Below are 22,517 nucleotides of genomic sequence, written 5' to 3'. Positions count from 1 at the left end.
TCATTCTTCCAGCACCCAGGTATCCTTGGTCCCCCCGCCCTGGCTGCTGTTGACCACCAGAGATCCCTCGGTCATCGCAACGCGGGTCAGCCCGCCGGGTGTAATATCGATACGATCGGGTGACACGAGCACGAACGGCCGCAGATCGACATGCCGTGGCGACAGACCCTTTTCGGTAAAGATCGGCACGGTGGAAAGCGCCAGCGTCGGCTGGGCAATATAATTACTCGCATTGCCGATCAGCTTGGCGCGGAAATCCTCGACTTCCTTCTTGGAAGCCGCCGGGCCAACCAGCATGCCATAGCCGCCCGATCCGTGCACTTCCTTGACCACCAGTTCCGCCAGATGCTCGAGCACATAGTCCAGCTGGTCCTTCTCCGAGCAGCGCCATGTCGGGACATTCTCCAGCAGCGGTTTCTGGCCAGTGTAGAATTCGATAATGTCCGGCATGTAGGAATAGAGCGCTTTGTCATCGGCAATCCCCGTACCGGGCGCGTTGGCGATGGTGATCCCGCCGGACCGGTAGACATCCATGATCCCGGGCACGCCGAGCATCGAGTTGGGCAGAAAATTCAGCGGATCGAGATAATCGTCGTCGATCCGCCGGTAGATCACATCGATCGGCGTATAGCCTTGCGTCGTACGCATCGCGACACGGCCGTCGACGATCTTCAGATCATGCCCCTCGACCAGCTCCGCACCCATCTGGTCGGCGAGAAAACTGTGCTCGAAATAGGCGCTGTTGTGGATGCCTGGCGTCAGAACAGCAACCACCGGCTTGCCCGTACATTGCGGCGGCGCGCAGGCGGCGAGCGACCGGCGCAGATTGTTCGGATAGCTGCTCACTTCCTGCACACCGATCCTGGCGAACAGTTCCGGGAACATGTGCAGCATCGTTTCCCGGTTTTCCAGCATATAGCTCACGCCGGAAGGAGTCCTTGCATTGTCCTCGAGCACATAGAACTCGCCCGGCCCGGTGCGGACGATATCGGTACCGATGATATGGGTGTAAATCCCGCCGGGCGGATTGACGCCGATCATCTGCGGCAGGAAAGCAATATTATTGGCGATCAGCTCGACCGGTATCCGGCCTGCGCGCAAAATCTCCTGGCGGTGATAGATATCATAGAGAAAGGCGTTGATCGCCTTGACCCGCTGCTCGATGCCGCGCGACAATTTGCGCCATTCGCCGGCCGACAATATCCGCGGGATGACGTCGAAGGGTATCAGCCGCTCGTCGCCCTCGTCCTCGCCATAGACATTGAAGGTGATGCCGGTCCTGCGAAAAAAGGCCTCGGCGTCCTCGGATTTGCGATGGAGACGCTTGGTATCTTCACCGTCCAGCCAGTTTTTATAGGCAATATAGGGCTCGCGAGCGTTTCCGTCGCTACCCAGCATTTCATCGAACAAGCCATTTCCCCCAAGGCGAAGTGTGTAAACCTGTCCTCCCGCCGTCAGGCTACTGCAACAAGATGCTCATAGCAAAGGAAATAGCGGACTTCCGTGGATGAAAGGGGCGAGCGAAATATCTTGCTCCGCTCCTGTCTTGACGGACGTTACGGAACCCGTTCGCCATTGCGGTCCAGCTGATAGCGACGGATTTCCGGTCCCGGCGGCCTTTCGCAGCGCCGCAGGATGCGAAGGAAAACCACCTTCGCCCTCCCCACAATACTTTACTTCCCGCCGATATCGTCTAATCGCTGCTGCCACTAGTTTTGGAGAATATCATGCGTGCCGACGCGCAAGCCTTTGTCGACCGGATCGACGCCGCTCTTACCCTGATCAAGACCGCCCTCAACTGGGATGTCGCGCTGCGCCGTCTCGACGAGCTCAATGCCCGGGTCGAGGATCCGACCCTGTGGGACGACCAGAGCGCGGCCCAGGCGGTGATGACCGAACGCCGCCGCCTCGATGAATCGATCAGCGCCGCGCAGGAAATCCAGCAGGAACGCGACGACGCGCTCGAATTTATCGAAATGGCCGAGGAAGAAGGCGACGCGGGCCTTGCCGACGAAGGCGTCGCCACGCTGGAAAAGCTCGCGACCCGCGCCGACCGTGACAAGGTCAAGGCTTTGCTCTCCGGCGAAGCCGACGGCCTCGACACCTATATCGAAATCCACGCCGGCGCCGGCGGCACGGAAAGCCAGGATTGGGCCGAAATGCTGTTGCGCATGTACCAGCGCTGGGCCGAGGCGCGCGGCTACAAGGTCACCATGGTCGATTATCAGGCCGGGGATCAGGCCGGAATCAAATCCGCAACGATCGAGGTCAAGGGCGAGAATGCCTATGGCTATGCCAAGACCGAAAGCGGCGTGCACCGGCTGGTCCGCATCTCGCCCTATGACAGCGCCGCCAAGCGCCACACCAGCTTTTCCTCCGTCTGGGTCTATCCGGTGATCGACGACAGTTTCGAGGTCGAGATCAACGAGAGCGACCTCAAGATCGATACCTATCGCGCCTCCGGTTCCGGCGGCCAGCACGTCAACACCACCGACAGTGCCGTGCGCATCACCCACCAACCGACCGGGATAGTCGTCGCCAGCCAGAATGACCGCAGCCAGCACAAGAACCGCGCCACCGCGATGGGCATGTTGAAAGCGCGCCTGTTCGAGGCCGAACTGCAGCGCCGCGAAGCCGAAGCCTCGGGCGAATATGAAGCCAAGACTGAAATCGGCTGGGGCCACCAGATCCGCTCCTACGTCCTGCAACCCTATCAGATGGTCAAGGACCTGCGCACCGGCCACACGAGCAGCGCGCCCGGCGATGTGCTCGACGGCGCGCTGGACGATTTCATCGCCGCGACGCTCGCACAGAAGGTGACGGGCGAAGCGGTCGATGTCGAGGATGTGGATTAGGGAGCTTTCGCCCATGCGCAGGCAGGGGCCCATCTCCAGAAATACAGCCGGCAAACATTGGTTGTAGATCGAGCTGCGCGGCAGCTTGAGCGCTGTCTCCCCTCCATTCTTTAACCTTGGAAAGACACGAGATGCCCCCTGCCTGCGCGGGGGAACAAGACCATGCCCCCACCCCGTTCGTCCTGAGGCCGTCGAAGGACCGCGTCTATCCGAGCACCATGCTTCGACAAGCTCAGCACGAACGGAACGGTTCAACCTTAATTTTCAAGCCAGAAACCACCACCCGCGCACCCACGCCACGGCTACACCTCGTCCCCAAGCCGCGCCTAAATCCAATCCGAATGGAACCAATGGCCCGCCCAAAACGTAGGACAGGCAGACTCTACGCGATATCGACCCGCAGCTGACCATCGTCACAGATACGAGACCTTGTCTCTGGCCAGCTCGCGCATGTCACGTCGCCACTCTTGGGAAGGACGCCGTCAAATGGAAAGCACCGAACTTGTCGTAAACGGGAAAACGCACAAGCTGGAGGCCGACAGCCGAGTTACTTTGCTCGATGCGCTGCGCAACCATCTCGGGCTAACCGGAACCAAGAAGGGCTGCGATCATGGCCAGTGCGGTGCCTGCACCGTCATCGTCGAGGGACGGCGGGTCAATTCCTGCCTGACCCTCGCATGCATGCATGACGGTGACGAAATCACGACGATCGAGGGCATAGGCCAGCCGGACAATCTGTCGGCTCTGCAATCGGCCTTTGTCGCGCATGACGGTTTCCAGTGCGGCTATTGCACGCCGGGCCAGATCTGCTCCGCCACGGCGATGATCGAGGAAGCCAAGGCCGGATGGCCGAGCTTTGTTTCCGACGATCTCGACGGTCCCGCAGAATTGAGCGACGAAGAAATATCGGAACGGATGAGTGGCAATCTCTGTCGCTGCGCCGCCTATCCCAATATCGTCAATGCGATCCGTCAGGCCGCCGGAGAACAGTCATGAAGCCCTTTGAATATGCGAGAGCCACCGAGCGCGGCGATGCAACCGCCCAGGCAGCAAATAATGCGACCTTCATCGCCGGCGGTACCAATTTGCTCGACCTGATGAAGCTCGAGGTGATGGCACCCGACAAGCTCGTCGATATCAACCGGCTCGATCTCTCCCAGATCGGCGAGACCGATGATGGCGGTCTGCGGATCGGCGCTTTGGTGACCAACAGCGATTGCGCCGCCGATAAGCGCATCCGTGATGATTACCCTGTCCTGTCGCGCGCCATTCTTGCCGGCGCGAGCGGGCAACTGCGCAACAAGGCAACCACCGGGGGTAATCTGTGCCAGCGTACTCGCTGCTACTATTTCTACGATACCGCGATGCCCTGCAACAAACGCGAGCCGGGCTCCGGCTGTCAAGCGATGGAAGGTTTCAACCGTATCCACGCCATTTTGGGCGCGAGCGACGCCTGCATAGCCACCTATCCCGGCGACATGGCGGTGGCGATGACGGCTCTGGACGCCGAGGTCGAAATCGAGGACAAAGCCGGCGATATCCGGCACGTTCCGGTGCAGGAATTTCACCTGCTGCCCGGAGACCATCCGGAGAAGGACAATATCCTCGAGCCCGGCGACCTGATCACCGCGGTGATCCTGCCACCTCGGGTCGAGGGCAAACAGATTTACCAGAAGGTCCGCGATCGCGCCTCTTACGCTTTCGCGCTTTGTTCAGTGGCTGCCATCGTAAAGATGGACGGTAACACAATAGACGGCGTCGCGCTGGCTTTTGGCGGACTGGCCCACAAGCCATGGCGTGACGAAGCGGTTGAGGAATTGCTGGTCGGACAACAGCCTTCCGCCGAACTGTTCGGCAAGGCCGCCGACCAATTGCTCGCCGAAGCGCAGGGCTATGGCAGCAATGATTTCAAGATACCGCTGACCAGACGCGTTCTGATTTCCGTCCTGAAAGAAGCGACACAGACAGGAGCCGCATCATGAACGCGCATCGGAAAATGGACAAACCGGACTCTCGCAACCGTCTGGATGATATGCGTCAGGGACTGGTCGGGACAGCGATGGACCGCCCCGACGGCCCGCTCAAGGTCTCCGGCCAGGCAACCTATGCGCACGAATGGGACGTCCCGGACATGGTCCACGGAGTTCTGGCGCGCGCGACGATCTCCAAGGGCCGCGTCACCGATGTGGCCAGCGACGAGATTCTGGGGGACGATGCGATACACGCCGTGATCACCGACGATCGCCTGCTGCGGCGACCGGCGCAAGGCGGTGCCAATGAAGCACCCCCGCAGGGATCGAAGCAGGTCGATTATTTCGGCCAGCCGATCGCACTGGTGGTAGGCGACACTTTCGAACAGGCGCGCCATGCCGCGAACGATCTGAAAATCGGCTACGAAACCGAAGGCAATGCGGCTTTTGACCCGGAGGCAGCCGACACGGAAACAGACAAGCCCGAGGATGACCAGCTGGATCAGGGCGACCTTGATCAGGCGATGCGCGACGCCGCTTTCACCGTGGATCAGGTCTATCGCACGCCCGGCCATAACAGCGCCGCGATGGAGCCGCATTGCGCTATCGCCAGCTGGGACGGCGACAAGCTGACCCTGCGCGGCAGCTACCAGATGCTGAATTTCAACATCAACGAACTGGCCGACGCGCTGCATATCAGCGCGGATAATATCCGTATGCTTTCGCCCTTTGTCGGTGGCGGCTTTGGCTCGAAACTCGGTCTTTCACCGGAAGCGGTCGCGGCGGCTATTGCGGCGAAAGAAATCGGTCGGCCTGTCTGTGTGACCCTGTCGCGCCAGCAGGTATTCGAAGCCACTATGCGCCGCTCCGAAACCCGGCAGCATGTGCGGCTGTCCTGCGGCGAGGACGGTGTTCTGACCGGCCTCGGGCACGAATGTCTGGTTTCCAATCTGCCGGGCGAGGAATTTTACGAACCGGTCACCCAGGCGACCCATTTCTTGTACGGTGGAAAGAATCGCAAGCTCGGCATCGAAGTCGCGCGGCTCAACCGAACCTGCGGCGGCTCGGTCCGCGCGCCGGGCGAAGCGGTCGGCATGCAGGTGCTGGAAAATGCGATGGACGAACTGGCGGAAGCCGCCGGTATCGATCCGGTCGAGCTCAGAAAGCGCAATATTCCCGAACAGCATCCGGAGAAGGATATCCCTTATTCGTCGCGCCGGTTTACCGAGGCGCTCGACGAGGGCGCAAAACTGTTCGGATGGGACAAGCGCAACCGCAAACCCGGCGCAACACGAGAAGGCGACTGGCTGATCGGTCACGGCATGGCTGGCGCCGCCCGGATCAATGTCCTGTCCGAAGCCAAGGCCAAGGTCACATTGCTGGCAGACGGAAGCGCCGTGGTCGAAACCGACATGACCGACATCGGCACCGGAACCTACGCGATACTGACGCAGATTGCCTGCGACATGCTGGGTCTACCGGCGGACAAGGTTGAAACGAAGCTTGGTGACACCGATTTTCCGGCGGGACCGGGCTCGGGCGGGTCCTGGGGCGCCTCCTCTTCCGGCTCGGCGGTCTTTCTGGCCTGCGAGGAAATCCGCCGCAAACTCGCCGACAAGCTGCGCAGCGATGAAGGTGATCTCGATCTTGCAGACGGCAAGGCCGGAAAGGGAGATTCGGCGCGGTCGCTTGCGGACATATTGGACGGAGAAGAAATTTCCGCGATTGGCCATATCGAACCCGGCAAGACGCTGGAGGACTGGCAACAAGCGACCTACGGTTCCTATTTTGCCGAAGTTGCGGTCAATGCGATCACCGGGGAAACACGGGTAAAGCGGATGCTCGGCGTATTTGGCGCGGGGCGGATATTGAACGAGAAGACCGCGACATCGCAATGCTATGGCGGCATGATCTGGGGCCTCGGCAGCGCGCTGACCGAAGAGCTGGCCTTCGACAAGCGCGACGGCCATATCGTCAACCACGATCTCGCCGAATATCATATCCCGGTCAATCTGGACGTGCCGCAGATCGAGGTTGTCCTGCTCAAGGAGCGTGACGAATTCGCCAGCCCGATCCAGGCCAAGGGAATCGGCGAACTGGGCATCTGCGGTGCTGCCGCCGCGGTCACCAATGCGATCTATAATGCGACCGGGATCCGGGTGCGGGACTATCCTGCTACGCTCGACAAGCTGCTGGCGGGATTGCCCGACAAATAGGAATAATTTGGGAGAGCGGTTTGAACCTACCGGCGATAGCTGGCACGACGCGAAAACCGCTTTCCTACATGGTTGCGGATCATTATCCTGCTGCCCATAATGGAGGCAGAAATGACCCGCGGACCTTTTGAAAGACAATCGCCAACCGATCGCGCAGCCGCGCCGACTAAGTATATAATTTCTCAATATATAATTCTATATCAATACCTTATATAATTTTATTCACACAATATCTGTTTCAGCCTTAGGGGGTGTGATCCGTGTGACCCTGGTGCTTCTCGACCGGGCGCTACGCTTTATATTACCGGTCAATATTTCAACCGACCATAAGCGCCAGCGCTTGATACAATGCCATCCCGCTGGAGGGGTGCAAACAGGGATTGAACCGGACGGTGCGCTCCCCTAGTCTTCCGGTGATGATGAATATCACCGCCCGGACCGCGCTGCCGCCTGCCCGCCTGATGGCCGGCCTGTCTGCCCTGCTGCTGCTGACCGCGCCGCTCGGCGCCTGCAAGAGGCTGCCCGACGAGGATGAGATGCGCGCAGAGACCGCGCGCGCCTATCCGCCGGCGTCACGGCCGGTGTCGGAACTGGCCGGCAATCAATGGTCGACCGAAACCGCCCGCGACAAGCGCGGCGAGGCCGAGGAGATCATGAAGGCCGCGGGGCTGGAGCCGGGCATGACGGTCGCCGATATCGGGGCCGGCGAAGGCTATTATACCGTGCGGCTGGCCGAGAAAGTGGGTGCGGCGGGCCGGGTACTGGCGCAGGACATCGACGAGGAAGCGATCGACCGGTTGGCCGAGCGCGTCAACCGGGAGAGCCTGGACAATGTCTCGATCAAGCTCGGCGCGCCGGACGATCCGCGGCTGCCGGAGAATAGTTTCGACCGGATATTCCTGGTCCACATGTATCACGAGGTACGCGAACCCTATGCCTTCCTCTCGCGCCTGCGTCCGGCCCTGCTCGACAAGGCGAGAGATGATGGTGCCGGCGAGGTGATCGTGGTCGACGTCAACCGCGACGTGACGCAGCACGGCATACCGCCGAAGCAGCTGTTCTGCGAATTCGAGGCCGTCGGCTACGAACTGGTCGGCTTCATGGAGCGCCCCGAGCTCGGCGGCTATTTCGCGCGTTTCCGGGCCAAGGGGCCTGCCATAAAGCCCGGCGACATCACGCCCTGCCCCTATCAGCGGGACAGCGGTTGATCTCAGCCGGTATTCAGTTGCGTGACCAGTTGGCTCCGCCGCCGCCGCGCCTTCCGCGCCAGCCGCCGCCAATGCCGCCGGTCCCGCCTCGACAGATCCCTGTCGCTCGCCCGTTCGGCCAGAATATCAATAGCCTGCTCGCCATATTTGGCGAAATAGGACTTTACCTCCCGTGCATCTTTCGCCCGACGATAACTTGTTTCAAAAAAATCGAACATTGGGTGCTTCCCGCAAATCAGATGCGACCCTGATGCGTGTCTCGCAGGTGCAACATATGAGATGTTACAATTAGTTTCAACACTATTTACCATAGTTGCACTGGGAAATAATGTGAAACAAATCGGGCGTTCGATTCCCGTCCGGGCGGTGACCTAACCCTCGTCGCCCATCTTCAGCGCCGCGATAAAGGCTTCCTGCGGGATGCTGACATTGCCATATTCGCGCATCTTCGCCTTGCCCTTCTTCTGCTTGTCGAGCAGCTTCTTCTTGCGGCTGATGTCGCCACCATAGCATTTGGCGGTGACGTCCTTGCGCATCGCCGAGATGGTCTCGCGGGCGATCACCTTGCCGCCGATTGCCGCCTGCACCGGGATCTTGAACAGATGCCGCGGGATCAGGTCTTTCAGCCGCTCGCACATATGCCGGCCGCGCGCTTCGGCGGCGTCGCGGTGGACGATCATGCTCAGCGCGTCGACCGGATCGCCGTTGACCATGATGTTCATCTTCACCAGCTGGCCGGTGCGCAGACCGATCTGGTGATAGTCGAAGCTCGCATAGCCGCGCGAAATGCTCTTCAGCCGGTCGTAAAAGTCGAACACCACCTCGTTGAGCGGCAGTTCGTAGACAACCTGCGCCCGGTCGCCGACATAGGTCAGATTCTTCTGCACCCCGCGCCGGTCCTGGCAAAGCTTCAATATCCCGCCGAGATATTCGTCGGGGCAATAGATGGTTGCCTCGATCCACGGCTCCTCGATCTCGCGGATCTTGACCACGTCCGGCATATCCGCCGGGTTGTGCAGGAACATCTCGCTGCCGTCGTTCATCTCGATCCGGTAGACCACCGACGGCGCGGTGGTGATCAGGTCGAGATCATATTCGCGGGTCAGCCGTTCCTGAACGATCTCCAGATGCAGCAACCCCAGAAAACCGCAGCGGAATCCCTGTCCCAATGCCGCACTGGTCTCCATCTCGAAAGTGAAGCTCGCGTCGTTCAGCCGCAGCTTGCCGATGCTCTCGCGCAATTTCTCGAAATCCGCAGCATCGACCGGGAACAGACCGCAGAAGACCACCGACTGCACTTCCTTGAAGCCCGGCAGCGGCTCGGTCGCGGGATTTTTCACCGTCGTGATCGTGTCACCGACCGCGGTCTGGCTGACTTCCTTGATCTGCGCCGTGATAAAGCCGATCTCGCCCGCCGCCAGTTCCGGCAGCTGCTCGATCTTCGGCCGCATGCAGCCGACCCGGTCGACCAGATGCTCGGTGCCCTGGGCCATGAACTTGATCTTCAGCCCCTTGGTGATCACCCCGTCGATCACCCGCACCAATATGACCACGCCGAGATAGGGATCATACCAGCTGTCGACCAGCATCGCCTTCAGCGGCTTGTCGCGGTCGCCGCCCGGTGGCGGGATCTTGGCGACGATCTGCTCCAATATATCCTCGATACCGATGCCCGACTTGGCGCTCGCCATTACCGCGTCCGAGGCGTCGAGCCCGATGATTTCCTCGATCTCGTTGCGCACCCGTTCCGGCTCGGCCGCCGGCAGATCGATCTTGTTGAGCACCGGAATGATCTCGTGATCATGCTCGATCGACTGGTAGACATTGGCCAAAGTCTGCGCTTCCACGCCCTGCGCCGCGTCGACCACCAGCAACGCCCCTTCGCAGGCCGCCAGGCTCCGCGACACCTCATAGGCAAAGTCGACATGGCCCGGCGTGTCCATCAGGCTGAGCTCATAGGTCTCGCCGTCCTTCGCCGTATAATTGAGCCGCACCGTCTGCGCCTTGATCGTGATCCCGCGCTCGCGCTCGATATCCATATTGTCGAGCACCTGCTCGCTCATCTCGCGCTCGGTGAGTCCGCCCGTATGCTGGATCAGCCGGTCGGCGAGAGTCGATTTGCCATGATCGATATGGGCGATGATGGAAAAATTGCGGATATGGGAACGTTCGGTCATGGCCAGCCGTTAGCAGGGGCGCAAGCCCTTGTCAGCAGGAAACGTCCGCCCCGCGTCCGACATCTTCACGGCGATTTCATCCCGCGCCGCCAATCGAACTTTACAAACTTTACACTGTTATGAATTTGAAAACTTCCGGGGTTTTTCGGGCGGGATTTCGGCAGCAGCGCCGGTCCGCAAAAGCCGCTTGTTCAGTTTTGGAGCAGAGAGTCTGAACGAGGTGAGAAGGGGGAAAGCAGCGGGCAGCGGCGAGCCTTCCCACTCCGCTTTTGCAGATAGGGGCGGAGGAGGATTTGATTGTCAAAGAGCCGTCCAAGGATATGGCATAGGCAGGCATGTGTAGGAAAGAACCTTGGAGCACCCATTTCCTCCCCGTTGCAAAGCAATGGGGAGGTGGCGTGCCGAAGGCGCGACGGAGGCACACGTCCGGCAACAAAAACCCTCCGAAAATCATCTCGCCCCCCAAAGGCCACGACCAAACCCAACCGCCCCCTCCACCATCCTGCGGACGGTTCCCCTCCCCACCGCTGCGCGGCAGGGAGGAAAATCAGTCGAACGGCAGATTGATTTCCTTCATGATCCGGTCGGTCTTGGGAAGGTGTGATATAAACGTTACTGACTTCGAAATTGACTCAATCAACATACGGACCAAGAAAACGCTCGCCGTTAAAATGGATTAGATGAGTAGGAGAATCGGCCACCCACACCTCAGTTTCCCATGCTATTTCTGAGAGATATCGTCCCATGACCGAGCGAGAGGGGAACGCAGTTACGTAAACTAGTCCAGCTGATGAGCAATCAAATAATTCCATTAGCTCAGCGTGTCTTTTTCCGTCAACCGGGCCATGACTGGTAACCGCTTCTGCCAAGATCAACCAGTTTTTAGACTCAAAGTGAAGCACTACATCCGGCATTTTTCCATGCTCATCAACCGTTACGCCCAAACTTGCCAACCGCTCAGAATCAAAATACCCCATTTTTTCACCGGTATCACCTGCATATACAAGCCGACTTCCTGGTGCAAAATGCGGGGCGAAAGAAACAATAATGTCCTTGATCAACTGGCTATGAATGCCGGCGCTTAAGGAAAGAACGGTGCCTTCTGCAATTTCAACCGGAATTCGATGCATATTTCGTGCTTGCGCATATTGTTCGGCTAATCCACCTCGGATATTAAGATAGCCTGACAAGGCATCTGAAAAGGCACTTGAATCGAATTTTCTTAATAATTCCAACGCATATGGTGCCAATTGATAGACTGCCTTTGGGCTATTTACGGCACGCGTAGGCTCGTCAGGATTATAGAGTACAAGGCCCGCATCTCGAAACTGGTGAACCGTCTTACGTCTGAATGTTTCGCGGCTATTGGGTGCATAAAAAACATCATAGTTATGACGTATCCAATCCATAATTGGAGTAATCCCGAGCAGCGGGTTTTCTGAATCCGAAAAATGGTCTTTTGGGCCTACATTTGCCAATGCCAATAATGTAAGCGCAGATCGAGTATTTAGTTGAGCTTTCGGAAAGTCCAACATTTCCAGTATCTTTAAAGCAGATTTAATATTTGGGTGGCTCACCGTATGCCCGCAACTTTATTGTCTATCTGAACCTGAGATAATTTAGAATAATTCGTACTCCATTCACCAAAACGGCTCAGTAATTGCAGATCTGGATAGGGTAGGTATCTCAGATCAGTCGCGTTAACCTGTGTGTGGCCGCTGAAGTTTCTCATCCAATTGTCAACTATGTCCGAATTGAGATAAACTATCAGCCCTCGAGCCACGTTTTCTTCTAGCGGACCTTTTTTTTGATGAAAAACATTCAAGTGATTTTCAAAGCCGATGGGCGTTTCGGGAAGTCGGTTTGGGTCAACCAGACTGGCAACTATTCGCCTATCTTCCTCTTTTGAAGAAAACCGCCGTACAACAACATAGAAACCTCTAGGATACAACCAACGTTTGGTATTAGAGTTGATGGCAATTGCGTTGGCCTTTTTAAAATTTTCGCGCGGCCAATTAAGCATACGTTCGCTAAAATGCCCAGGATAAAGTAATGGAGCATCTTCCGAACTGGCTTTTTTCCTCAGATGCTCTTTTACTCTAAAGTCGACTATCGGCCCTGTCGACACCGAAAGGCCGATATTTTCTAGCGTACTTTTGTATCGAGGGTGTCTAATCAGCGCATCACTGGAATCTTTGGAGGGAATATGAATGAACTTCCTCGGGTCACTGGGAAAGACAATTTCTTCATAAGGTACGACATTTGTTTCGAGGTCGGAGAAGCTACCGTCGGAAGAGGAGGAAATTACAACGTCCTCCTGCGGCACACCTTTCTGAAGACGAATGATTATGTTTTCCTGTAGAACATTGTCTTTAGAAAATGCTTTATCTCTTTTTTCAAAAAGGTGGATGCTTTTAAGAGAAGACCTTTCGAGTATAAACTCTCGGAATGAGCGGTAGTAAGGTCCATTGCAAAAACTCCGTGGTATAATCGCTACAACTTCCCCCTCTTGACGAACCAAAGCCAGCGCTAGCGCTACGAATCCGGAATACAGATTAACCGTTTCAATTTCGACAGATGCCATCAATGTGTGTGCGGCAGAACCACTTCGAATTTTCATGTACGGCGGATTTAAAATTGCATGGGAGAAAGGTTCATTCCCATGCTTAATCATTGAAACCGCGTGACCAACAAAATCGCCCTCAATGACTTCAGATGAAATACTAGTTTCTGAAGATTCTAAATTTGATAATCTTGTTCTCAACGGCAAAACTAGATTTGGATCAATCTCATAAGCCGATATCGAAAGCGAATGCTCCGCGTCAGCGCTAGCCAGCCATCGATCAGCAAAAGCTATTGATAAAGAGCCAAACCCTGCTCCAGCGTCCAAGAGTTTAACGTCTGAGATACGCTTCGAATCAAACTGACCAGCCATAAATTCGGAAATCTGGGGGGGAGTCATGTACTGCCCCAGTTCGGCCTGCCGGTTCTCGGTGGCTTGGTCGAATTCGTGTTCTTGGGAAACTGTGGGCGCGCTTATTAAAGCCAAAGAAGATGATATTGCCATAAGGATTCGAACTCTCATTGACTATCCAAAACAAGTCAACGCTCGAATTACAAAAACGACAAAGATCACGCATGCCTCCCCATTTTTCACAAAGCTAGGTCGGGAGAGACGTTTTCGTGACGGCAATTGCATAGCCCTAAACAGCAATGATGCATCGGTCCAAGAAGTTAGTGAATAACACCCGAAAATTCGCCCCTCATTTACTCCACCAAAAATGTCGTATTGTCAGATTCTGGGCAAGCGTTTAACACGTCTTTGGCCGATTATGTCTGAAACCTCGAAGTTTCTGAAAAGGACATTGCACCAGAAAGCCCACCCCCATGCGCACCCGCCTCGCCATTTGCCGCAAGAAAAAGCGCTTTGCCAGCGAGGCGGACGCTGTCGCGGCGGCCCTATCCGCGACCATCGATCTGCGCCCCTATGCTTGTGACCGCTGCTTCCAATATCATCTGACCAGCCGGACCAAGGGCAAGCGCCGCTTGCCTGTTGCCGGTTAAGGGCACGCCGTCTCGCGCGCCTTCGCCGTCGCCCCGCGCCACCGCTAGCCTATCGCCCTGCCCCGGCACCCCACAGCCGCGCCCTGTCACAAACGTGAAATAAATATGCCATGAAAGGGCAACGCTCCGGTCATAGATCGCTCACCATCATGCAACGAAAATGCAATGGACAGGCGATTATGAAAAACCATATGCTCAAGACAATAGGCCTGCTGGCCGGGACCGCGGCGATCGGACTTTATCCCGCATCGGCCATGGCGGAGACGATTTCGGCGGAGCAGGCTGCGGCCCTGCTGAGCAAGCTCAACCAGCTCGAACGCGAAGTCGCCGATCTGAAGGCGCAGCTCGGCAATGTGCAGCAGACGCAGCAAGCCTCGACCAGCGCGATCGCGGCGACCGAAGCCAAGCTGGCTGCGACCGAGGAAAAGCTGGAGCAGCAGAAGCCGGTCAAGGTCGCCTTCAAGGGCGCGCCGGAGATCAAGGGCGAAGACGGCTGGAGCTTCAAGCCGCGCGGCCGGATGCTTTACGACTTTGGTACCGTCAATGCGCCGGACTCAATCAACGACGCCGGTCTTGGCTTTGCCAATGAAGCCCGGCGCATCCGGCTCGGCGCTTCGGGATCGATCCCGGGCGGCTTCGGCTACAAGCTGGAAGCCGATTTTGCCGGCAACGCAATCGATCTGACCGACGCCTTTTTCATTTATGAAGACGGCGGGTTGACGGTGACGGCGGGCCAGCACAACACCTTCCAGGGGCTGGAAGAGCTGTCGAGCAGCAACGACACCAGCTTCATCGAGCGCGCCGGCTATACCGATGCCTTTGGCTTCGAGCGGCGGGTCGGCCTGTCCGCGCAATATGGCGTCTCGGACCTGCTGTTCCAGGCCGGGGTGTTTACCGCAAATATCGACGACCTCAACAATGACGAGGACAACAGCATCGGCTTTGACGTGCGCGCCGTGGCAATGCCGAAATTCGGCGACACGCAGACCCATTTTGGGGCGTCCTACCATTATCGCGATCTTGGCGATGCCACGACGTCGCGCCGCTATCGCCAGCGCCCGGCGGTGCATTTTACCGACACGCGCTTCATCGACACCGGCACGATTGCTGACGCAGAGTCAGAGACCAGCTACGGGCTGGAGGCTGCGGTCATTTCCGGACGGTTCCACGCGGCGGCAGAGGGCCACTGGCTCAACCTGAACCGCAGCGGCGCGCTCGCCGATCCGACCTTCTTCGGCGGTTCGGTCGAGGCGGGCCTGTTCCTGACCGACGACACGCGCGGCTACAAGGAAGGCGTGTTCAAGGGTGTGAAAGTGTCCAATCCCGTCGGCCAGGGCGGTCTCGGCGCGTGGCAGGTCAATGTCCGCTATGACCGGCTCGACCTGGTCGATGCCGGCTTTGTCGGGGGCACGCAGGATGCCTATCAAGCGTCGCTTATCTGGACGCCGGTCGACTATGTCCGCTTCCTGCTGAGCTATTCGAAACTGGACTATAGCAACGCGGCGATCCTCGCGGCGGGCGATGGTGACTATAATGTCGATGCCGTGGCCGGACGGTTCCAGATCAGCTTCTGATCCGCATGATCTGCGCCGGGCGGCGGTCGTCGACCTAGGTTGATGACTGCTGCTCGTCCCAGATGGTGCCGACATCGTCGCCCTTGTTGCGATCCGGCATCTGCCGTCCGGTTTCGGCAAAATAGGTCAGCTCCGCGATATTGGTCGCATGATCGCCAATCCGCTCGAGATTTTTCGCGATGAACAGCAGATGCGCGGATTCGCTGATATAGGCGGGATTTTCGACCATATAGGTAATGATTGCGCGGAAGATACTGGTGTAGAAATGGTCCAGCGTCTGGTCCCTCGCCCAGACCGACACCGCCAGATCCGCGTCGCCGTCGGCATAGGCCTTGAACGAATCCCGGACCAGTTCGGCGGCGATATTGGCCATCGAGGGCAGCAGCGAGGCGGGCTCAACCTTGCGGCTGGACTCGGCCACGAGCGGCACCCGCTTGGCGATATTCTTGGCATAGTCTCCGATCCGCTCGGCAATGCTCGAAATCTTGAAGGTCGCGATCAGATGGCGCAGATCGTCCGCCATCGGCGCGCGCAAGGCGATCGTCTGGATCGACAAGGCATCGATCCGCCGCTCCAGTTCGTCAATCTCGCGATCATCCGAGACCACCGCTTTCGCCAGCGCCAGATCATTGTGCGACAGCGCCTCGATCGACCGGACAATCGCCGCCGTGCTCTTGTCGCCCATCTCCAGCACCATCGCCCGAAGATCGTGAATTTCCGCGTCAAAGGCGGTCACGGTATGCTGGGAGGTGCTGAGATTCATCGGGTTTCCTTGTGGCGGTTTCGTTCATTGTAACAAAAATGTCATATAAAAGGCAATTGATTTGCATTTGCAGGCCGTCGCGCGGCGAGGATCGGCGCGCCATTGCCCTCCCGGATCGGGCCGTCCCGCCCTGTCGCAGACAATAAAAAGGGGGCCGTTGTTGCCAACAGCCCCCGGATCATGACCGATATTGTCTAGTTCGGGGCATGATCCATTTTGAGATCAGGCGATAAGGGGCGCCTATTTCAAAACATCCTTGGTCAGCAGCGGCAGATTTTTCACCGCGTCCTGCATCGCGGCCCGGGTTGCATCCGGCGAAGCGATCAGGCCGGCCTTGACCAGATAGCCGTCACGGGTGCCCGCGTTGACAAATTCCGTGATATATTCCTGGATGCCGGGGATCACGCCGACATGCTGTTTCTTCACATAGATGTACAGCGGCCGCGCACCGGGATATTCGCCCGACGCAATCGCGTCATAGGCAGGCTTGACCCCGGAAATGACGATCCCGCGCACCGTGTCGAGATTTTCCTCGAGAAAGCTGTAGCCGAAGATGCCGACCGCATTGGGGTTGGATTTCAGCTTCTGGACGATCAGATTGTCATTCTCGCCGGTGTCGAGATAGGGACCGTCGGTGCGGATCTCGTGGCAGATCGCCTCATATTCGTCCTTGTTGCTGTCCTTGAGCGCCTTGGTCGCGGGATCGGTTTTGCAGCCGACTTCCATGATCAGTTCGGTCAGCGCGTCACGCGTACCGGAAGTCGAAGGCGGGCCGTACACGCTGATCGGCATGGAGGGCAGCGAGGCATCGATATCCGACCAGTTTTTGGTGGTGTTTTCCTTGCCGAACGGCTTGGCCGCAATAGCCTTGTAAATCTGCTCCGGGGTCAGGGCAAAACTCGGACCCTCATTCGATTGCGCTACCGCGATACCGTCGATGCCGATATTGATTTCGACAATATCCGTCACACCGTTTTTCTGGCAAAGTTCAAACTCGGACGCCTTCATCCGGCGCGAAGCATTTTCGATATCGGGCGTGTCCGCGCCGACACCGGAGCAGAACAGGCTCATGCCCGCGCCGGTTCCGGTCGATTCCAATACCGGTGCCTTGAAGCTGCCAGCGGTGACAAAATTTTCCGACACGGCCTTGGCGAACGGAAAGACGGTCGAGGATCCGACGATGCGGATCTGGTCCCGGCTTCCGCCGCCGCCACTGCTACCGGCCTGGTTTTCACAGCCGGCCAGCGCCAGTGCGGACATCGCGATTAGTGCAAATTTCGTTTTCATCAAAAATTCCCTCGTTCAAGGTTGATTGCACACGGAAAATGCCCGTGCGACCTCTCGAACAAGGCGTCTACTGCCGCTCAATGACTTTTGAATTACAGAATTATTTCATTAATATTGCACGCGGCCCGGCCGCGACCAATATTCTATCGGGGGAGCCGCTTCATCGCTTCCAGGGGCGGACTATCGGGCATTGGATGGAACAGTTCCACCCGCTCGAAACCCAGGCTGTTGTAAAAGCGCCGGTTGGCCGGATTGCTGTTTTCCAGATAGGCCATCGTACCCGTGCGGTCACAGGCATCGAGAACCGGCTGGATCAGTCGCCGGCCGAGCCCCCTGCCCCGTCCGGCGCTGGCGACACCAACGGTGAACAGATAGGCGTGCGGCTCTTTCGGATGATGTTTTGCCATCGCCTCGCCGGCTGCCTTGCCGCGCATCAGCGCACCCCAGCCACCGCTGGCAAGCAGCCCCCAATAGGTCTGCACCATCCCGGCCAGGGAGGCATCGGCCTTGTCGCCGGGCATCAGCCACATCGTCGCCGCACGGCCTTCGCCGTCTTCGCGCAGTATCTGGCAAAAGCCGTTCGGCGCGTAGATATGTCGCGCGAGCCCCGAAAAGGTCCGTTTCATCGGATCAAAAGCGCCGAACAACCAGCTGTTGAACGGATCGTCGCGAAAGGCATCGGCGGTGATATCGGAAAGAGCTGCGACGCTCTCGACCCCGACGGTGGCGATACCTTGCCCAGGCACGATGTCCGATGCCGTCAGCATCGGCGTCGAGACCGTGCGCCGCTAATAAATGCCGCCTTCAGCCTGCAAGAATTCGTCGTCATTCTGCGCCGGCCCGCGGTTGCGGCTGGCTTCCAGAGCCCGGGCCCGCGCTGCGGCCTGCTCGGCAAGCAATTGCGCCTTGCGGGCTTCCAGCCTTGCCAGAAGCTCGTCCTTGCGGATCGACCGGCGCGGTTCGGTTTCGGGCTTGAATACATCCCAGATCACCGCTGATTTCGGATCGTCGGTGGGCCAGCCCCCAAAGACGCGCTTGCCGGTCTTGCGATCGACGCGCACCATCCGTACGCCCTTCGGCGCGACAAACGGAGTTTTCGGCATGCCCGCCATCGCCCGTTCGGCGAAGCGGCGGAAGACCGGCGCGGCCAGCGTGCCACCCTGGGCATAGCCGCCCATATTGCGCGGCTGGTCATAGCCGAGATAGACGCCGGCGACCATGTCGGGCGAACCGCCGACGAACCAGACATTGGTCGGGCCGCTGGACGTTCCGGTCTTGCCGAACAGCGGCCGGTCGAGACTTTTCAGATTTTGCGCGGTGCCGCGGGTGATCACACCCTGCAGGATATCGATCATCTGATAGGCGGTCATCGGGTCCATCAGCTGTTTTCCGGCGGGGCGTGGACGCGGCATCGGCTCGCCGTCCCAGTCGCTCATGTTGCACTTATCGCAGACCCGCTTGTCGGCGCGGAAAATCACCTCGCCCTGCCGGTTCTGGACAAAATCGATCACCGTCGGCTTCAGTTCGCGCCCGTGGTTGGCGAGCATCGAATAGGCGTTGGTTAGTTTCATCACCGTGGTATCGCCAGCGCCCAGGGCGAAGGCGAGATAGGGCTGATATTCGCCGATACCCATGGTCTTGATCGTTTTCACGACATTTTCCATGCCGGCATCATTGGCAGCGCGCACCGTCATCAGGTTGCGCGACTGTTCGACGCCCCAGCGCAGGGTCTGCTCGCCGGCACCCCGCGAATTGCCGAAATTGCGGAAACATTTGCGGCCAAGCGAAGCGGACTGGTAAACACAAAACGGGCTGTCGGCGATCAATGTGGCAGGTGTCATGCCATGGTCGAGCGCGGTCGCATAGACAAAGGGCTTGATCGTCGAACCGGGCTGCCGTTCCGCCTGCGTCGCGCGGTTGAACGAACTCATCCGGTCGTCGAAGCCGCCCTGCATCGCCCAGATCCGGCCGTTGCGCGGATTTTGCACCACCATGCCGCCCGAAACTTCCGGGACATTTTCGAGCCGGTAGCTGCTGCCACCCTGCGGGCTGACAGCGATAATATCTCCAGCCTTCAAGGCGCCCGGAACGGAATTTATCCGCCCCGTGGTCCCGTCGGTAAAGCCGATTTCTGCGCTGCCGCCAGTCCGCCGGATGGCCACGGCAATCCGCCAGTTGGCATAATCGGTATTGATGAAGGTCGACGCGAGACGCTGTGCCCATTGCTCGTCCATCTCGATCTTGTTGATCGGGCCGCTCCAGCCCTTGCCTCTGCTATAGCGCAGCAAGCCCCCGCGCAGGGCGTCCTTGGCATATTCCTGCAGTTCGGGGTTCAGCGATGTGCGCACCCAGAGGCCGCCGGAATAGACGCTATAAGGGCCTGCCTTTTCATTCTCGCCAAACTGCTCGATCAGCTGGCGCCGGACTTCCTCGATAAAATAGCCTCCGACCCGCTCGAAGCGCGGACCGGAGCGCGAAATCGCGCCAAGCGGCTGCGCAATCGCGGCCTTATGCTGGGCGTCGGTGATCCAGCCATTTTCCAGCATTTCGCCGAGCACCCAATTGCGCCGGTTGATCGCTCTCTGCTCGTGCACTTCCGGACGATAGTTAGACGGTCCCTTGGGCAAGATCGCCAGATAGGCGATTTCATGCAGCGCCAGCGCATCGACATCCTTGCCGAAATAAGCCTGCGCGGCAGCCTGCACGCCATAAGCGTTGCGACCGAGAAAAATCTGGTTGAGATAAAGTTCGAGAATCTCTTCTTTCGTCAGCACATCCTCGATCCGGTAGGCCAGAATAGCTTCACGGACCTTGCGCCGATAGGAGACCTCGCTGCTCAGCAACAGATTCTTCGCCACCTGTTGCGTGATGGTGGAGGCACCGACGGGCCGGCCGCTTCGGGTGATGTTGGTGACCATCGCGGTCGCGATACCGGGATAGTCCAGCCCGCCATGTTCAAAAAAGGTGCGGTCTTCCGCGGCCAGATAGGCGCGCACCAGCAGCGCCGGATATTCCGAATATTCCAGCTGCACGCGCCGTTCGCGGGCATAGCTGTGCACCGGTTCTCCGTCATAGGCGCGGACCATTGTCGGCAAGGGCGGTTCGTAGGATTGCAGCGCCGTGGCATCGGGCAGATCGCGGGCGAAAATGAGCCAGATCAGCAGCCAGCCCAGCACACATAGCGCGAGAAAAGCGACAAGCAGCCGAAACCATTTCTTCTGCCAGAATCTTTCGATCCGCTCGAAAAAACTGCCCGTGCTTCGTTCGAGCTTGTAGGCGAGACTTTCTCCAGCCGTATCTGACGCATCATTTACCATAGGCTGCGCTATCTAAACCGGCTCGCAACCATTTTCCAGCGATTATCGATGAAAAGCGTGTCCCGCCTCGTTGCTCTAGCGCATCGCCAATTTGCGGGCAAAATGTGACTCGATCGCGCTGGCAACACCGGCTGCGACCTTGCTGCGGCCCTGACGGGAATTGAGAAAGGCCACATCGTTCTTGTTCGTCAGATAGCCGGTTTCGAACAATACCGAAGGCGTGTCGGGCGCCTTGAGCACGACAAAGGACGCATAGCGGTGCGGTATTTTGCGGAACGCCATCTGCCGGCTGCCCTCGCGGTGGAGCAATTTGGCGAAATCCGCAGAGACATTCATGGTCTCGCGCTGGGTCAGGTCGATCAGGATCGATGATACGTCCTGGTTTGCTCCACCGAGGTTGACGCCATTGATGATATTGGCCTTGTTCTCGCGCGCTGCCAGTTTGGCTGCTTCGCGGTCGGACGCGACTTCCGACAAGGTGTAGACAGTGGCTCCGGACGCTGTCTCGCTGCCAGCGGCATCAGCATGGATCGACATGAACAGATCGGCGTCGAGTCTGCGCGCGATGCCGTAACGCTCTTCGAGCACCAGATATTCGTCGCTTTCGCGGGTCAGCGCTACCCGCACCCGCCCCCCGGCCACCAGCCGGTCGCGGATCGCCCGGGCAATCGCCAGCGTGACATTTTTTTCCTGCGCGTCGCCATGGGGCGAGATTGCGCCCGGATCATGGCCCCCATGCCCGGCATCGATAACAACCAGCGGCCGGCTGGGATCGCTGGGCCCGTATATTTTCGGCAGACGGACAGAATCGCGCGGTTTTCCGAGCGGCACCTTCACGCTATATTTCTTTTTCGGCGGTTCGGCGCGAAACTGCGCCGGCGGCAGGAAGGACAGCCGGCCACTCGCCAACTGGTTCTGGCCGACCGCTTGCAGGCTCAGTTTCAGACTTCTGCCATCTTTCGAAAAGCTGCCATCGGTGACCACTGCCGGACGATCCAGATCGAATACGATCCGGGCGGTATTGGGATTATATTGTCCCTGGCGCACCGACTTGACGATGCCGGTCGCGGAGCCGCCGCGTCCGGCCTTGCCGCCGCGCACGTCAATCGCAATACGGTCCGGTCCGATCAGGGAAAAGGCCGAGGCCCCCTCGACCAGATCATCGAAAGAGATGGTGATTTGCGAGCCATTGGCTTCAATGCGGCTGACAGAGCCTGCATGCGCTGGAGCAATGCTGACCAGTGCCGATGCCAAAATTGTTGCCAGTGCCATGGTCCGCTTATGCATCCGCTGTGCCTTTTTGGTCCAGTCAATTTTCATAGATCGCGGCGTCCTGCTGATTTCACCCCGAATATTGGAGTGAAGACGGCATTAAGGATGCTTTCGTAAGGCGCCGTAAAATGACGCGGTTAACGGCGCATTAGGCACGTTTCGGCGGAGAGCGGAATCCGCAGAGATGTTTGCCCCCGGTCACAGTTTGTGTTGCCGATCAGCGCGAGCGGTGCTAGCAGCCTGTTTGAACCTTTCGGAAAGAATCCGGAAACGGTTCGTCTAAATGCCGAAAATCATTCGGCATCTACCAGGTT

The 22,517-nt window shown here is 58.4% G+C and carries 17 protein-coding genes; 7 read left to right on the top strand and 10 right to left on the bottom strand.

Annotated elements, in window-relative coordinates:
• Complete coding sequence (locus CHN51_RS13830; protein WP_100095652.1) at window positions 1-1,398, bottom strand: circularly permuted type 2 ATP-grasp protein; 1,398 nt, start codon at window positions 1,396-1,398, stop codon at window positions 1-3.
• Window positions 1,399-1,727: 329 nt separating this feature from the next.
• Between CHN51_RS13830 and prfB the strand changes: the two genes are divergently transcribed.
• The 5 genes from prfB to CHN51_RS13805 all read left to right on the top strand — a co-directional run bounded on the left by prfB (window position 1,728) and on the right by CHN51_RS13805 (window position 8,249).
• Window positions 1,728-2,855 carry a peptide chain release factor 2 gene (gene prfB / locus CHN51_RS13825; RefSeq protein ID WP_100094540.1) on the top strand — a complete coding sequence of 376 codons (1,128 nt, stop codon included), beginning with the start codon at window positions 1,728-1,730 and terminating at the stop codon, window positions 2,853-2,855.
• Between the two features lie 450 nt (window positions 2,856-3,305).
• The gene (locus tag CHN51_RS13820; RefSeq protein WP_164089230.1) at window positions 3,306-3,851 is read left to right on the top strand and encodes a 2Fe-2S iron-sulfur cluster-binding protein; all 546 of its coding nucleotides are present in this window, start codon (window positions 3,306-3,308) and stop codon (window positions 3,849-3,851) included.
• The gene (locus CHN51_RS13815) at window positions 3,848-4,837 is read left to right on the top strand and encodes a xanthine dehydrogenase family protein subunit M (protein ID WP_100094538.1); all 990 of its coding nucleotides are present in this window, start codon (window positions 3,848-3,850) and stop codon (window positions 4,835-4,837) included. Before CHN51_RS13820 ends, CHN51_RS13815 begins: the two co-directional genes overlap by 4 nt.
• Entirely contained in the window at window positions 4,834-7,041 is a 2,208-nt protein-coding gene (locus CHN51_RS13810; protein ID WP_100094537.1) for a xanthine dehydrogenase family protein molybdopterin-binding subunit, read from the top strand. The genes CHN51_RS13815 and CHN51_RS13810 overlap by 4 nt, the downstream gene beginning before the upstream one ends.
• 416 nt (window positions 7,042-7,457) lie before the next feature.
• On the top strand, window positions 7,458-8,249 hold the full coding sequence (locus tag CHN51_RS13805; protein ID WP_240616735.1) for a class I SAM-dependent methyltransferase: 792 nt from the start codon (window positions 7,458-7,460) through the stop codon (window positions 8,247-8,249).
• A 2-nt stretch (window positions 8,250-8,251) separates the two neighbouring features.
• On the opposite strand, the gene CHN51_RS13800 is transcribed toward CHN51_RS13805, so the two are convergent.
• The 4 genes from CHN51_RS13800 to CHN51_RS13785 form a co-directional block, all read right to left on the bottom strand.
• The gene (locus CHN51_RS13800) at window positions 8,252-8,467 is read right to left on the bottom strand and encodes a hypothetical protein (protein ID WP_100094536.1); all 216 of its coding nucleotides are present in this window, start codon (window positions 8,465-8,467) and stop codon (window positions 8,252-8,254) included.
• A 153-nt stretch (window positions 8,468-8,620) separates the two neighbouring features.
• Entirely contained in the window at window positions 8,621-10,426 is a 1,806-nt protein-coding gene (lepA, locus tag CHN51_RS13795; RefSeq protein WP_100094535.1) for a translation elongation factor 4, read from the bottom strand.
• A 632-nt stretch (window positions 10,427-11,058) separates the two neighbouring features.
• Entirely contained in the window at window positions 11,059-12,003 is a 945-nt protein-coding gene (locus CHN51_RS13790) for a BsuBI/PstI family type II restriction endonuclease (protein WP_100094534.1), read from the bottom strand.
• A complete protein-coding gene (locus tag CHN51_RS13785; protein WP_206169903.1) occupies window positions 12,000-13,493 on the bottom strand; it encodes an Eco57I restriction-modification methylase domain-containing protein in 1,494 nt (497 codons plus the stop codon). The genes CHN51_RS13790 and CHN51_RS13785 overlap by 4 nt, the downstream gene beginning before the upstream one ends.
• 320 nt (window positions 13,494-13,813) lie before the next feature.
• Between CHN51_RS13785 and CHN51_RS19840 the strand changes: the two genes are divergently transcribed.
• Complete coding sequence (locus CHN51_RS19840) at window positions 13,814-13,990, top strand: hypothetical protein (RefSeq protein WP_164089228.1); 177 nt, start codon at window positions 13,814-13,816, stop codon at window positions 13,988-13,990.
• A 179-nt stretch (window positions 13,991-14,169) separates the two neighbouring features.
• Window positions 14,170-15,564: an OprO/OprP family phosphate-selective porin gene (locus CHN51_RS13780; protein WP_240616734.1), complete on the top strand. Its 1,395-nt coding sequence runs from the start codon at window positions 14,170-14,172 to the stop codon at window positions 15,562-15,564.
• A gap of 34 nt (window positions 15,565-15,598) precedes the next feature.
• Here CHN51_RS13780 and phoU read toward each other — a convergent pair whose 3' ends face one another.
• From phoU to CHN51_RS13755, 5 genes are all read right to left on the bottom strand, one after another.
• The gene (gene phoU, locus CHN51_RS13775) at window positions 15,599-16,327 is read right to left on the bottom strand and encodes a phosphate signaling complex protein PhoU (RefSeq protein WP_100094533.1); all 729 of its coding nucleotides are present in this window, start codon (window positions 16,325-16,327) and stop codon (window positions 15,599-15,601) included.
• Between the two features lie 240 nt (window positions 16,328-16,567).
• Window positions 16,568-17,614 (bottom strand): substrate-binding domain-containing protein, encoded by a 1,047-nt coding sequence (locus CHN51_RS13770; RefSeq protein ID WP_206169902.1) that lies wholly within the window; start codon window positions 17,612-17,614, stop codon window positions 16,568-16,570.
• Between the two features lie 143 nt (window positions 17,615-17,757).
• Window positions 17,758-18,381 carry a GNAT family N-acetyltransferase gene (locus CHN51_RS13765; protein ID WP_100094531.1) on the bottom strand — a complete coding sequence of 208 codons (624 nt, stop codon included), beginning with the start codon at window positions 18,379-18,381 and terminating at the stop codon, window positions 17,758-17,760.
• 21 nt (window positions 18,382-18,402) lie between these two features.
• On the bottom strand, window positions 18,403-20,931 hold the full coding sequence (locus CHN51_RS13760) for a PBP1A family penicillin-binding protein (protein ID WP_100094530.1): 2,529 nt from the start codon (window positions 20,929-20,931) through the stop codon (window positions 18,403-18,405).
• A gap of 75 nt (window positions 20,932-21,006) precedes the next feature.
• On the bottom strand, window positions 21,007-22,251 hold the full coding sequence (locus CHN51_RS13755; RefSeq protein WP_100094529.1) for an N-acetylmuramoyl-L-alanine amidase: 1,245 nt from the start codon (window positions 22,249-22,251) through the stop codon (window positions 21,007-21,009).
• Window positions 22,252-22,517: the final 266 nt, after the last annotated feature.

Origin of the sequence: Sphingorhabdus sp. YGSMI21 (genome assembly GCF_002776575.1) — a bacterium.
GTDB lineage: Bacteria > Pseudomonadota > Alphaproteobacteria > Sphingomonadales > Sphingomonadaceae > Parasphingorhabdus.
This window is presented reverse-complemented; position numbering and strand designations above follow the sequence as displayed.

Coding starts and splice junctions, on each gene's coding strand:
- CHN51_RS13815 (WP_100094538.1), top strand. CDS start 3,848: ATGAAGCCCTTTGAATATGCGAGAGCCACCGAGCGCGGCGATGCAACC.
- CHN51_RS13805 (WP_240616735.1), top strand. CDS start 7,458: ATGATGAATATCACCGCCCGGACCGCGCTGCCGCCTGCCCGCCTGATG.
- CHN51_RS13810 (WP_100094537.1), top strand. CDS start 4,834: ATGAACGCGCATCGGAAAATGGACAAACCGGACTCTCGCAACCGTCTG.
- CHN51_RS13770 (WP_206169902.1), bottom strand. CDS start 17,614: ATGAAAACGAAATTTGCACTAATCGCGATGTCCGCACTGGCGCTGGCC.
- CHN51_RS13785 (WP_206169903.1), bottom strand. CDS start 13,493: ATGGCAATATCATCTTCTTTGGCTTTAATAAGCGCGCCCACAGTTTCC.
- CHN51_RS13830 (WP_100095652.1), bottom strand. CDS start 1,398: ATGCTGGGTAGCGACGGAAACGCTCGCGAGCCCTATATTGCCTATAAA.
- CHN51_RS13765 (WP_100094531.1), bottom strand. CDS start 18,381: ATGCTGACGGCATCGGACATCGTGCCTGGGCAAGGTATCGCCACCGTC.
- CHN51_RS13780 (WP_240616734.1), top strand. CDS start 14,170: ATGAAAAACCATATGCTCAAGACAATAGGCCTGCTGGCCGGGACCGCG.
- CHN51_RS13760 (WP_100094530.1), bottom strand. CDS start 20,931: ATGGTAAATGATGCGTCAGATACGGCTGGAGAAAGTCTCGCCTACAAG.
- phoU (WP_100094533.1), bottom strand. CDS start 16,327: ATGAATCTCAGCACCTCCCAGCATACCGTGACCGCCTTTGACGCGGAA.
- lepA (WP_100094535.1), bottom strand. CDS start 10,426: ATGACCGAACGTTCCCATATCCGCAATTTTTCCATCATCGCCCATATC.
- prfB (WP_100094540.1), top strand. CDS start 1,728: ATGCGTGCCGACGCGCAAGCCTTTGTCGACCGGATCGACGCCGCTCTT.
- CHN51_RS13800 (WP_100094536.1), bottom strand. CDS start 8,467: ATGTTCGATTTTTTTGAAACAAGTTATCGTCGGGCGAAAGATGCACGG.
- CHN51_RS13820 (WP_164089230.1), top strand. CDS start 3,306: ATGTCACGTCGCCACTCTTGGGAAGGACGCCGTCAAATGGAAAGCACC.
- CHN51_RS19840 (WP_164089228.1), top strand. CDS start 13,814: ATGCGCACCCGCCTCGCCATTTGCCGCAAGAAAAAGCGCTTTGCCAGC.
- CHN51_RS13755 (WP_100094529.1), bottom strand. CDS start 22,251: ATGAAAATTGACTGGACCAAAAAGGCACAGCGGATGCATAAGCGGACC.